We start from the raw sequence: 12,204 nt of genomic DNA, 5'->3' as shown, positions 1-12,204 counted from the left end.
ATCGTTGCGGATATCTGATAAAAAAAGCCGCTGACTCCATTCAGGATCAAGGCGCGGGGCCGGCTTTTTCTGGCAACCTGCATTTTTATCTCCAATGGAGCAAGGATGAACCGGTTTATTATCGCAGATGCGCAAAAATGCATTGGCTGCCGTACCTGTGAAGTCGCCTGCGTGGTGTCCCATCAGCAGGACCAGGACTGTTCTGGTGTCTCCGCCACGCACTTTGCGCCGCGGATCCGCGTGGTGAAAAATGACGATATCTCGACGGCAACGCTGTGCCGCCAGTGCGAGGATGCACCCTGCGCGAATGTTTGTCCTGAAGGCGCTATCCGCCGTGAAAACTCAGTCTGGCGTGTGGATCAGCGGCGCTGCATCGGATGCAAAAGCTGCATGATAGCGTGTCCCTACGGCGCAATGACCGTGATGCTGGTGGATGATGGCGTACAGGCGTTGAAGTGCGATTTGTGCAGCCATCGCGAAGAGGGCCCTGCCTGCGTGGCGGCATGCCCGACTCAGGCGCTGCATTGCATGGAGCCGGTGGAGCTGGAAAGAATAAGCGCCGAGCGCCGTCGACGGACGGCGTTGGCGATGTAGCGTGCTCCCCGGAGGCGGTGCTGGCGCACCTGTCCGGGCTACCGAACCACAAGCCGCACGGTCCCGCCCGGACTCGTAGCCCGGGCAAGGCGCATCAAGCGCCGCCCCCGGGGAATATCCCTCAATGTCGGGTCGCCTGACGCGTCATTACGCGTCCTGCTCACCCCAGGCGCGTTCAACTTCTTCGGCAAGAATCTTCACGCCAGTTTCAATCTTCTCCGGGTCTGGCACGTAGTTCATGCGCATGCATTGATGCGTGTGCGGCCAGGGTTTATCCAGCCCCGGGAAGAAGTAATCGCCCGGCACCATCAGGACGCCGCGTTTCTTCAGGCGCTGATACAGCAGCTCGGTAGAAATCGGCAGGTCCTTAAACCACAGCCAGAGGAAAATCGCCCCTTCCGGCTTGTGGATCAGGCAGCGTTCTTGCGGCAGATAGCGGCGAATAATGGCGATAGTTTCCTGTACGCGCTGGAAATAGAACGGTTTAATCACGGTTTCTGACAGGCGCAGCAGGTCGTTGCGCTTAATCATCTCGCACATCATGGCTGGCCCCATCCCGCCGGGGGCGAGGCTGATAATGCCGTTCATATTGCTGATGGCGGTGATGATTTTCTCGTTGGCGATGATAATCCCGCAGCGACTGCCCGGCAGGCCGAGCTTGGAGAGGCTCATGCACAGGACGATATTCGGATTCCACAGCGGCCTGGCGTCACTGAAAATAATCCCCGGGAACGGAACGCCGTAGGCATTATCAATAACCAGAGGGATGCCATGCTGATTGGCCAGCGCATCCAGCTTGATCAGCTCGTCGTCGGTAATAACGTTGCCGGTCGGGTTGGTGGGGCGAGAAACGCAGATCATCCCCGTCTCGTCCGTTACCTGCAAATGCTCGAAATCCACGTGATATTTAAACTGGCCTTCCGGCAGCAACTCAATGTTCGGACGTGTGGCGACAAACAGGTCTTCTTCGAGGCCGGAATCGGCATAGCCGATGTACTCAGGCGTCAACGGAAACAGCACATTACGGGTAGTTCCATCCGCACGACGGCCTGCGAAGAGGTTAAACAAGTAGAAAAACGCGCTCTGACTGCCATTTGTTAGTGCAATATTCTGTGGCTCGATCTCCCAACCCAGTTCATCACGTAGCATTTTTGCCAGCAGGACCAGCAGCTCGCTTTTACCCTGCGGGCCGTCATAATTACAAAGCGCATCAAGGGCTTTGCCGCTATTCAGCATGTCGGCTAGCAGGCTATGGAAGTAATCATTCATTTCCGGAATCTGTGCGGGATTACCGCCGCCCAGCATGATGGCGCCCGGCGTGCGCAGGCCGTCATTAAGGTCTTCCATCAAGCGGGTGATGCCCGAATGACGGGTAAATTTGTCGCCAAAAAGTGAAAATGTCATCGCGATTAATCTGTCGGTATCCCAGGAAAGTGGGTAACCATAACGCCAGCACAGACAGGGTGCAAATCGAGGGACTGGAAGGATATTTCGGTTTTGTGCTGCCAGAGAAGTGTTTTTTGGATATTTATCCTGAAAATGCTCCCCTGATAATCAGAGGAGCGTGCTGTTATGTGATTACTGCTGGCCCGCCCACACCACCATCACCTTATCGTCGCCGCTCTCGCGGATAAAAGCGTAGCCTTTTGGCATCGATAGCGTGGTTTGTTTGCCCATGCCAATCGCCGGATGGCGGGCGCGGAACTGGCCCAGTTTCTCCCAGTGGGTGACGCTGCGTGCGGCTTTACCGCTCACATCCTGCCAGTTCATATCCGAACGCGTGCCTTGCAATGGGTCTGACCCGGTTGGGCCAAACGGCCGTGAGGATTCATCACCGTAGAAGATTTGCACGGCGCCTGGCGCGAGCAGCAGCAGTTCCGCCGCCGTGCTGCCGCCTTCACGGAACAGGCTGGTGTCGTGCGAGGAGAGATAGCTTAATACGTTGAAGTCCTGAAGTTTCTCTGCCATTTGTTGCCAGGTCAGATCCATAGTGGACATGCAGCTTGCCGCTTTCGACGCCTGATCCTGATAATCGAAGTTCAGCATCGCGTCAAAACCGTGGCGATAGTAATCGCTCTGCATTACGCCGTGGCCCCACGCCTCGCCGGTCATCCAGAACGGCGCGTTATCCAGCGCTTTTTCCGGGTTCGCTTTCTTCCATTCTGCCAGCGCTTGCGTGGCCTGAGTTTTTAGCTGCTGCCAGGCGGCTTGTTCAACGTGTTTGGCGGTATCGACGCGGAAACCATCAATACCGTAATCACGTACCCATTGGCTCAGCCAGTGGGTCAGGTAATCACGCGGCGTGTAGCCGGGGATCTCTTTGGCCGCGGTATCCGGTTTATGGTGATAGAAGTTTGGCAGGCCGGAAGGCTCCGTGGATTCGGTTTTCAGGTCCGGCAGGAAAGCCAGCGACATGGTTAGATCGTCAAATCCGGGGTTGTCGTAGTCGCCGATATCGGTGCGGATCCATTTTTTACCCCACCATTTCTCCCATCCTGCTTTATCGCTGAAGTTGATGTAGTCGTTAAAGCTGTGCCAGCTTTGACCCGCGCGCGGCTTCCAGTCGGTCCAGCGCTCGCCTAAAGTCTTTTTCAGTTCGTCGCCCTGGATGTACAAAGAACCGAACTGGAACTCCTGCATATCGGCCAGAGTCGCGTAGCCGGTATGGTTCATCACCACGTCGAACAGAATGCGGATCCCACGCTTATGGGCCTCATCAATCAGGTGGCGCAGATCGTCTTCCGTCCCCATATTGGCATCGAGCTTCGTCCAGTCCTGGGTGTAATAACCGTGATAGGCGTAATGCGGGAAATCGCCCTTAGTGCCGCCGCCAACCCAGCCGTGGATTTGCTCCAGCGGCGAGCTGATCCACAGCGCGTTGACGCCGAGTTGCTGGAGATAATCAAGTTTACTGGTCAAGCCTTGCAGGTCGCCGCCGTGGAAGGTGCCGATTTCTTGCATACCGTCTTTGTGGCGGCCATAGCTATTGTCATTGGCCGGGTTGCCGTTAACAAAGCGGTCGGTGAGGACGAAATAGACGGTGGCGTTGTGCCAGTTAAATGGTGCGGCAGCTTGAGTCTCTGCACGTTCAAGCAACAGCAGGCCATTGCTGTTAAACGCGGGCTGGAGGGTAATTTTACCGCCGCTGACGGTGGCGACATTGCCGCTATAGAAGTCGCGAACTTTACCGCCTTCGGCGAAGGATTTGCTAACGTCGATGGTCAACGGTTTGCCATCCCATTTCGGACACTGCTTCAGCTGCGGCGCGGTGGCGGCGGCAGTCTGTTTCTCCTCCAGGGAAACCATCAGGGTTGGCGTGCCCGAACGGGTATCGACTTCCAGGGTATAGCGGCCATCGCGGAATACGCGCCACTGCGGTGCTGGATCGCGACAGGGCTCCATGGAAAGCATCTGGTTGAGTTTGATGATGCCAGCGGGCTGCCAGCACTGTTGGTCAAAATTAATTCGCAGAGGGCGCGTACCCTTTGCTACCTCATTTTGACTGATAAATCTGCCGGTGCCTTCTTCGGTAAAGGCGGGGAAATCTGCGGTGGTCCAGGCGGCGAAGGCCATCCCAGGCAACAGCAGCGACGCAAGCGCAGCGAGTTTCATTCCGGAGTCCTGTGTGCGGTGTTTTGTTCAGTTTGCGCGTTTGCTTATCCAATGAACTCATCCCGTCTCTGCTTTTCCTGGGAGGATGAATAAGGGTGAGTGATCGCGCTCAAAAAATGAGCGCAAAATGAGATGGTTGTCGCATTTTTGAGCGGATGTAATGCCGCAGAAACCGATTTCAGGTGACAGCTTTTCGGAATTGGACTATTTCTGTGGGTGCGTCATCTGGGTATTTTTGATACTATTCGCGATTCAACCATCGATTTTTTGCGAAAAACAAGGTGTTGGAATGATTAAATCCGACCAGGAGACCTAATGATATCGATTCCCATGCGACGATATGGGGCTGCGATACTCATGTTACTTACCTGTTTATTTTCAGGTAGTGTGCTGGCAACAACACACACAGCAACAACGAGTCATAAAGCCTCAGAAGTTAAGAAGAAAAGTACGGTTAAAGTAAGCAAGGTAAGCAGTAAACAAGAGTATTCTCGCAATAGTGTAAAGAGCAGTTCACTTCCTGATTTGCGAAAATACCCTTCCGGGACACCAAGGAAAAAAGCGTTTCTCCGGACGGTAATGCCTTATATTACGAAACAGAATCAGGTGATTACCGCCGATCGTAACTGGCTTGTAACCAAGCAGTACGATGCACGCTGGTCACCGAGCGAGCGTGCGCGCCTGAAAGAGATCGCTTCACGCTATAAAGTGAAATGGTCTGGCAATACTCGCCATATTCCATGGAATTCGCTGCTTGAGCGCGTCGACATTATTCCGAATAGCATGGTAGCAACCATGGCGGCTGCGGAAAGCGGCTGGGGAACGTCAAAGCTGGCGCGGGTGAACAACAATCTGTTTGGTATGAAGTGTGGCGGTGGAAACTGTCGCGGTGCGGTGAAGGGCTACTCTCAGTTTGATTCTGTAGAGGAGTCCGTTCAGGCCTACGTGAGAAATCTGAATACGCATCCGGCCTATTCGTCGTTCCGTAAATCGCGTGCGCAAATGCGCCAGGCCGATCAGGAGCTGACCGCCAGCACGATGATTCACAAGCTGAAGGGCTATTCGACCAAAGGGTCGAGCTATAACAACTATCTCTTCGCGATGTATCAGGATAACCAGCGGTTAATTGCCGCACACATGTAATTGCTCATACATGTCGTCTAATGCCCGGTGCGCAAGCCCGGGCATTTTTCTTTGCGTTCTACATCATCACTTCACTGTGCCGGTCGCGGTACTCCTTCGGCGTCACGTCGTACTCTTTCTTAAACACTGAATAGAAATATTGCAGCGATGGGTAGCCGCACATCTGCGAAATTTCGTTAATCGACAGCGTAGTCGATACCAGCAGGCTGCGCGCTTTTTCTAACTTTTCGCTGTGGATCATCGTATGAATCGTCTCGCCCACCTCCTCCTTGAAGCGCTTTTCAAGGTTCGAGCGGGAGATACCGACGGCATCCAGCACCTGCTCGACCTTAATCCCTTTACAGGCGTTGTTACGGATATAGTGCATTGCCTGAATAACTGACGGATCGGACAGCGAACGATAGTCGGTGGAACGACGCTCTATTACGCGCATCGGCGGAATCAATTGCCGCTGCAACGGTAAGTCTTCGTTTTCCAGCAGACGATGCAGCAGCTTCGCGGCCTGATAGCCCATCTGGCGGGTGCCCTGGGCGACGGATGACAGAGCGACGCGCGACAGGTAGCGGGTAAGCTCTTCGTTATCAATGCCAATCACGCACAGCTTTTCCGGGACCGGAATATGCAGCCGCTCGCAGGCCTGTAACACGTGGCGTGCGCGGGCATCGGTGACAGCGATAATTCCGGTTTGCGGCGGCAATGTTTGTAGCCAGTCGGCAAGCCGATTTTGCGCATGCTGCCAGTTTTCCGGCGCTGTCTCGAGACCCTGATACACCACGCCGCGATATTTTTCTCTGGCGACCAGCTGGCAAAACGCGTGCTCGCGCTCAGCGGCCCAGCCTTTACAGCTGGAAGTGGGCAGACCGTAAAAGGCGAAGCGGTTGATGCCTTTTTCTTTCAGATGGAGAAACGCGCTTTCGACTAGCGCGGCGTTATCGGTAGCGATGTAGTGAACCGGCGGATAGCATTCCGGACGATGGAAAGAGCCACCGACGCCGACGATAGGAACATCGACGCCGATCAGCAGATTTTCAATTTCCGGGTCGTCGTAATCGGCAATGACGCCGTCGCCTAACCACTCCTTAATGTTTTCAATTCGCGCCCGGAAATCTTCTTCAATGAAGATGTCCCATTCCAATTGCGATGCTTGCAAATATTCGCCAACGCCTTCAACAACCTGGCGGTCGTAGGCTTTGTTGGCGTTGAATAACAGCGTAATACGGTGACGCTTTTCAAACATAGTGTTGTTCCTGGTCTCTTTCGCTGGTCGTACAATACCGACCAATGCCCGAATTATTTCAAGCTACTTGTGCCTAAGTTTGGCGGTAGCGCAAATAATTCGGGCATATTTATTTGTAATGCGATCAGCTTCGACGTTTAGTGGCTGAATCCATCCACACCGCCAGTAATAGAATGACGCCTTTGACGATGTACTGCCAGAAGGTGGCGACGTCCATCATGCTCATGCCGTTATCCAGCGCGGACATGATAAATGCCCCCATAACAGCCCCTGCGACGCTGCCAACGCCACCCGCAAGGCTGGTACCGCCGATCACGCAGGCGGCGATGGCATCCAGTTCGGCAATATTACCGGCAGAAGGTGACCCGGCTCCGAGTCGTGAGCTGAGGATCAGCCCGGCGATAGCTACCATCAGGCCATTAATGGCAAATACCGCCAGCTTGGTGCGTTCAACGCTGATGCCCGACAAGCGCGCGGCTTCCAAATTGCCGCCGATGGCGTAGATGCGCCGCCCAAAAGCGGTACGCGTGGCCATAAACATGCCTACCAGCAGCAGAGCAGCCAGGATAAGTACCGGCGTCGGTACGCCGCGGTAGTCGTTTAGCAGCCAGATTGCACCCAAAACGATAACGGCGGTAATAGTCTGACGACCCACGGTTGCGGTTGATGCCGGCGTCGTCAGGCCTAATGCCTGGCGCCGCATCCGCCCACGCCATTGCCAGATAATAAACGCCGCCATTCCCACGACGCCAATAGCGAAGCCAATGCCATCAGGGAGATAGCTCTGGCCGATTTGCGACATTGCCGGGCTGGTGGGGGAGACGGTGGTGCCGTTGGTGATGCCGATCAGAATGCCGCGAAACGCCAGCATTCCGGCAAGGGTCACGATAAACGAGGGGACTTTGCGATAGGCGACCCACCAACCGTTCCAGGCCCCTAGTATCAGGCCCAGCGCCAGCGTGACCACTATCGTCAGCGGTAGGGGCCAGCCGAGCCAGACATCGAAAATCGCCGCCGCGCCTCCGAGCAGGCCCATCATTGAACCGACAGAGAGATCGATCTCGGCGGAAATAATCACAAACACCATCCCGACTGCGAGAATGCCGGTGATAGCGGTCTGGCGCAGCAGGTTGGAGATGTTGCGCGCGCTCAGATAAGCGCCTTCAGTGGTCCAGGTGAAAAACAGCATAATCGCCACGATGGCGGCGATCATCACGAAAACCTGGAGATTCATGCCTTTTAGCCCTGACAGTGCGGCGGGGGCTGGCGGGGTGAGTTTTATTTCAGACGACGTGTTCTTCGACATGGCGTTCGCTCCTCAGTGCGGCTTCCATCACCTGTTCCTGGGTCAGGTCCTGGTTGATCAAATTGGCTTTCAGCTTGCCTTCATGCATCACCAGCACCCGGTCGCTTAGCCCAAGCACTTCGGGAAGCTCAGATGAAATGACAATGACGGCGATCCCCTGCTGCACTAGCTGATTAATCAGCTTGTAGATTTCGTATTTAGCGCCGATGTCGATGCCGCGGGTGGGCTCATCGAGGATCAGAATGCGCGGATTCAGCAGCAGGCAGCGGGCGAGGATTGCCTTTTGCTGATTGCCGCCGCTCAGGCGACCAATCGCCAGTTCCGGTGATGAGGTTTTTATTTTCAGGCGCTGGATGGATTGCTGAATGCAGTGTTGCTCACCGGCATCGTCAAGGCTGCTCAGCGGGCCGGTAAATTGGCTCAGGGCAGCCAGCGTGATGTTCTTACCTACCGCCATAACTGGCACGATACCGTCTTTTTTCCTGTCCTCCGGCACCATGGCAATGCCCAGCGCGATAGCCTGCTGGCAGTTGTGAATCGCTACCTGCTGACCATCAATAAAAATTTTTCCCTGCCAGCGGCCCGGCCAGACGCCAAATAAGCATTGAACCGCTTCGGTACGACCCGCGCCGACCAGCCCGGCAATACCCAAAATTTCGCCGCGCCGCAGCGAGAAAGAGATGTCGTTGACCCGCTTGATGTGGCGATTCACCGGGTGCCAGGCGGTTAAGTTCTCAACCCGCAGAATTTCATCGCCGCAGCTGTGGGCTTCATTGGGATAAAGTGCCGTGAGCTCGCGGCCCACCATCATGGTGATGATGTCATCTTCATTCATGCCATCGGCGTTGCGAGTGCCGATATGCTGGCCGTCGCGGATTACGCAGATGGTGTTTGATATGGCTTTGACTTCATTGAGTTTATGGGAAATATAAATACAGGCGATACCGTGATTTTGCAGATCGCGAATAATAGTCAGCAGAATGGCTGTTTCTTGTTCAGTTAATGAGGCGGTGGGTTCATCGAGAATTAACAGCCGTACCTGTTTATTTAGCGCTTTGGCTATTTCGACCAGTTGCTGCTGACCGAGACCTAAATCTCCGACACGGGTATCGGGTGAAATAGATAAATTGACCTGAGCCAGCAGTTTCTCACAGCGTAAGGTCATGGTTTCATAATCCAGCAAGCCGTAGCGAGAGATCTCCGCGCCGAGAAAAATATTCTCCAGAACGGTCAGGTGTTTTACCAGCGCCAGCTCCTGGTGAATGATGGCGATCCCCTTACGCTCGGTATCGCGAATATGGCCGGGCTGTAATATTTCCCCGGAAAAAATAATTTCTCCTTCATAACTTCCGTGCGGATATATTCCGCAAAGTACCTTCATCAGCGTGGATTTTCCGGAGCCATTTTCTCCGCATAAGGAAACCACTTCCCCGGCGTTCAGCCGCAGGCTGACATTATCAATCGCCTTCACCACACCGAAGGTTTTGCTAATGTTTTTCATTTCGAGTAACCAGGACATAGATGCTCCGCATAAGCGATATCCGGCTGGACGAGGATAACGCCCCGGAAAGGGGCGTCAGCAATTACAGTTCGCTCTTTTTGTGAAAGCCGTCTTTAATCACCGTCTGATCAATATTGTCTTTATTGACTTCGATTGGTGTCAGCAGCCGCGACGGTACATCTTTCAGCCCGTTGTTGAGCGTGGCGTCTGCCTGGGGTTGTTTATCGTTGCCCAGTTCGACGGCGATCTCCGCCGCAGTGGTGGCAAGGGTGGTGATCGGTTTGTAGACGGTCATCGTCTGGGTGCCTGCGATAATGCGTTTTACGCCCGCGAGATCGGCGTCCTGGCCGGAAATTGCCACTTTACCCGCAAGACCCTGGGCGCTTAAGGCCTGAATAGCACCGCCGGCGGTAGCGTCGTTAGAGGCGACGACCGCATCAATTTTGTTATTGTTGGCGGTCAGGGCGTTCTCCATAATTTTCAGCGCATTTTCTGGTAGCCAGCCGTCGACCCACTGATCGCCAACGATTTTAATTTTGCCATCATCAATATAGGGCTTGAGGACTTTCATCTGTCCAGCGCGGAACAGCTTGGCGTTATTATCGACAGGGGAGCCGCCCATCAGAAAATAGTTTCCCTGAGGGACTTTATCGACCAGGCTTTGGGCCTGCATTTCACCCACTTTTTCATTATTAAAGGAAATATAAAAATCAATATCGGCATTATTGATCAGTCGGTCATAAGCAAGAACTTTAATACCCTCTTGCTTTGCTTCTTTAATCACATTGCTGAGCACCTGGCCGTTGTACGGAATAATAACCAGAACGTCGACACCGCGATTTATCATGTTTTCGATTTGCGACATTTGGGTTTCTTCGTTGCCATTTGCTGATTGTACAAATACTTTCGCACCTAATGATTCAGCTTTATTGACAAAAATATCACGATCTTTTTGCCAGCGCTCAAGACGGAGATCATCAATAGCCATGCCAATTTTAACTTCTTTAGCGATACCCGAAAAGCTAGTGAGGACCAGCGCGGCACAGAGCGTAAGGCAAAGGTTCTTTATCTTCATAATAATAACACCTTTTTTGTAAAGTGCAGGATAAGAAGGGTGATGAAAATAAACGGCCTGATACAGAGAAGATTTTTAACTCGGAAACGGGCGATGGCAATTATCTATGCTTATTTTACGGTTATGAAATTTTGTTTATTTGTGAATTTATGACCGTGATCGTACTTTAATAATCAATTATCATCGTATTTCATTGATCTCTCATCATGTAAGCAGCGAAATTAGGCGTTTTACGTATTGTTTTTGCGACCTGGCGCACGTTTGTGAATTCTCTCAATTGCGGTGTGAAATAACGTAATTGAGGAAAGTAAAAGGAGAATTCTATATTGGATTATGACTTATTACTCGCCGCACCTCTGAATATGGAGTTCATTATGCAGACCTATTTCGATCAACTTGATCGCGTTCGTTATGAAGGCCCGAAATCCGCTAACCCATTGGCTTTCCGTCATTACAATCCGGATGAGCTGGTGCTGGGCAAACGCATGGAAGACCACCTGCGCTTTGCGGCCTGCTACTGGCACACCTTCTGCTGGAATGGTGCTGACATGTTCGGTGTGGGTTCCTTTAATCGTCCCTGGCAGCAGCCGGGCGAAGCGCTGGAAATGGCGAAGCGTAAAGCCGATGTCGCTTTTGAGTTTTTCCACAAGCTGAACGTGCCTTATTACTGCTTCCACGATATCGACGTCTCTCCGGAAGGCGCGTCCCTGAAAGAATATGCCAATAACTTTGCGCAGATGGTTGATGTGCTGGCAGAAAAACAGCAGCAGAGCGGCGTCAAGCTGCTGTGGGGCACGGCGAACTGCTTTACTAACCCACGTTACGGCGCAGGTGCGGCAACGAATCCGGATCCGGAAGTATTCAGCTGGGCGGCGACTCAGGTGGTTACTGCGATGGATGCGACCCATAAACTGGGCGGCGAAAACTACGTTCTGTGGGGCGGTCGTGAAGGTTATGAAACCTTACTGAATACCGACCTGCGCCAGGAACGCGAGCAGATTGGCCGCTTTATGCAGCTGGTCGTTGAGCACAAACACAAAATTGGCTTCCAGGGCACGCTGCTGATCGAGCCAAAACCGCAGGAGCCGACAAAGCATCAGTACGATTACGACGCTTCTACCGTGTACGGTTTCCTCAAGCAGTTCGGTCTGGAAAAAGAGATCAAACTGAATATCGAAGCGAACCACGCGACGCTGGCAGGTCACACTTTCCATCACGAAATTGCTACCGCCATCGCTCTTGGCCTGTTTGGCTCCGTTGATGCTAACCGTGGTGATCCGCAACTGGGTTGGGATACCGACCAGTTCCCGAATAGCGTTGAAGAAAACGCGCTGGTGATGTACGAAATCCTTAAAGCGGGCGGCTTCACCACCGGCGGTCTGAACTTTGATGCTAAAGTGCGTCGTCAGAGCACCGATAAATACGACCTGTTCTACGGCCACATTGGCGCGATGGACACTATGGCGCTGGCCTTAAAAGTGGCAGCACGTATGATTGAAGGCGGTGACCTGGATAAACGAGTTGCCAAACGTTATGCCGGTTGGAACGGTGAGCTGGGCCAGCAAATCCTTAAAGGGCAGATGAATCTGACTGAAATCGCTCAGTATGCGACTCAACATAACCTGGCTCCGCAGCATCAAAGCGGCCATCAGGAGCTGCTGGAAAACGTTGTTAATCGCTATCTGTTTGATAATTAATGATGATGCCCGGCTAGCCCGGGCATTGGCTATAGCAGA

At 53.3% G+C, this 12,204-nt stretch carries 9 protein-coding genes; 3 read left to right on the top strand and 6 right to left on the bottom strand.

The window, feature by feature from the left end; genetic code table 11:
• Window positions 1-105: 105 nt before the first annotated feature.
• Window positions 106-594, top strand: a complete 489-nt coding sequence (locus tag HV127_RS05825; protein ID WP_181484480.1) for a 4Fe-4S binding protein — start codon at window positions 106-108, stop codon at window positions 592-594.
• Between the two features lie 147 nt (window positions 595-741).
• Here HV127_RS05825 and avtA read toward each other — a convergent pair whose 3' ends face one another.
• Together avtA and HV127_RS05815 are read right to left on the bottom strand one after the other, a co-directional pair.
• Window positions 742-1,998: a valine--pyruvate transaminase gene (gene avtA / locus HV127_RS05820; protein WP_182235278.1), complete on the bottom strand. Its 1,257-nt coding sequence runs from the start codon at window positions 1,996-1,998 to the stop codon at window positions 742-744.
• Between the two features lie 174 nt (window positions 1,999-2,172).
• On the bottom strand, window positions 2,173-4,206 hold the full coding sequence (locus HV127_RS05815) for an alpha-amylase (RefSeq protein ID WP_182235277.1): 2,034 nt from the start codon (window positions 4,204-4,206) through the stop codon (window positions 2,173-2,175).
• A gap of 315 nt (window positions 4,207-4,521) precedes the next feature.
• Here HV127_RS05815 and HV127_RS05810 point away from each other — a divergent pair, with 315 nt between their 5' ends.
• A complete protein-coding gene (locus tag HV127_RS05810; protein WP_181484483.1) occupies window positions 4,522-5,349 on the top strand; it encodes a protein bax in 828 nt (275 codons plus the stop codon).
• 58 nt (window positions 5,350-5,407) lie between these two features.
• Here HV127_RS05810 and xylR read toward each other — a convergent pair whose 3' ends face one another.
• From xylR to xylF, 4 genes are all read right to left on the bottom strand, one after another.
• Window positions 5,408-6,586 carry a D-xylose utilization transcriptional activator XylR gene (gene xylR / locus HV127_RS05805; protein ID WP_182235276.1) on the bottom strand — a complete coding sequence of 393 codons (1,179 nt, stop codon included), beginning with the start codon at window positions 6,584-6,586 and terminating at the stop codon, window positions 5,408-5,410.
• Window positions 6,587-6,710: 124 nt separating this feature from the next.
• Window positions 6,711-7,892, bottom strand: a complete 1,182-nt coding sequence (gene xylH, locus HV127_RS05800) for a xylose ABC transporter permease XylH (RefSeq protein WP_182235275.1) — start codon at window positions 7,890-7,892, stop codon at window positions 6,711-6,713.
• Window positions 7,870-9,411, bottom strand: coding sequence for a xylose ABC transporter ATP-binding protein (locus HV127_RS05795; protein WP_182235274.1), 1,542 nt, complete (start codon window positions 9,409-9,411; stop codon window positions 7,870-7,872). The genes xylH and HV127_RS05795 overlap by 23 nt, the downstream gene beginning before the upstream one ends.
• Window positions 9,412-9,475: 64 nt before the next feature.
• The gene (xylF, locus tag HV127_RS05790; RefSeq protein ID WP_220471421.1) at window positions 9,476-10,468 is read right to left on the bottom strand and encodes a D-xylose ABC transporter substrate-binding protein; all 993 of its coding nucleotides are present in this window, start codon (window positions 10,466-10,468) and stop codon (window positions 9,476-9,478) included.
• Window positions 10,469-10,842: 374 nt separating this feature from the next.
• Here xylF and xylA point away from each other — a divergent pair, with 374 nt between their 5' ends.
• Window positions 10,843-12,165, top strand: coding sequence for a xylose isomerase (xylA, locus tag HV127_RS05785; protein WP_110276288.1), 1,323 nt, complete (start codon window positions 10,843-10,845; stop codon window positions 12,163-12,165).
• Window positions 12,166-12,204: the final 39 nt, after the last annotated feature.

It is taken from the genome of Klebsiella sp. RHBSTW-00215 (assembly GCF_014103785.1).
GTDB lineage: Bacteria > Pseudomonadota > Gammaproteobacteria > Enterobacterales > Enterobacteriaceae > Klebsiella.
Note: the sequence above shows the minus strand (reverse complement) of the source record. Positions and strands in the feature narration are given on the sequence as shown.

Excerpts from the sequence above, each read along its gene's own strand:
- xylF (WP_220471421.1), bottom strand. The coding sequence starts at position 10,468 with ATGAAGATAAAGAACCTTTGCCTTACGCTCTGTGCCGCGCTGGTCCTC.
- xylH (WP_182235275.1), bottom strand. The coding sequence starts at position 7,892 with ATGTCGAAGAACACGTCGTCTGAAATAAAACTCACCCCGCCAGCCCCC.
- xylA (WP_110276288.1), top strand. The coding sequence starts at position 10,843 with ATGCAGACCTATTTCGATCAACTTGATCGCGTTCGTTATGAAGGCCCG.
- avtA (WP_182235278.1), bottom strand. The coding sequence starts at position 1,998 with ATGACATTTTCACTTTTTGGCGACAAATTTACCCGTCATTCGGGCATC.
- HV127_RS05815 (WP_182235277.1), bottom strand. The coding sequence starts at position 4,206 with ATGAAACTCGCTGCGCTTGCGTCGCTGCTGTTGCCTGGGATGGCCTTC.
- HV127_RS05825 (WP_181484480.1), top strand. The coding sequence starts at position 106 with ATGAACCGGTTTATTATCGCAGATGCGCAAAAATGCATTGGCTGCCGT.
- HV127_RS05810 (WP_181484483.1), top strand. The coding sequence starts at position 4,522 with ATGATATCGATTCCCATGCGACGATATGGGGCTGCGATACTCATGTTA.
- xylR (WP_182235276.1), bottom strand. The coding sequence starts at position 6,586 with ATGTTTGAAAAGCGTCACCGTATTACGCTGTTATTCAACGCCAACAAA.
- HV127_RS05795 (WP_182235274.1), bottom strand. The coding sequence starts at position 9,411 with ATGTCCTGGTTACTCGAAATGAAAAACATTAGCAAAACCTTCGGTGTG.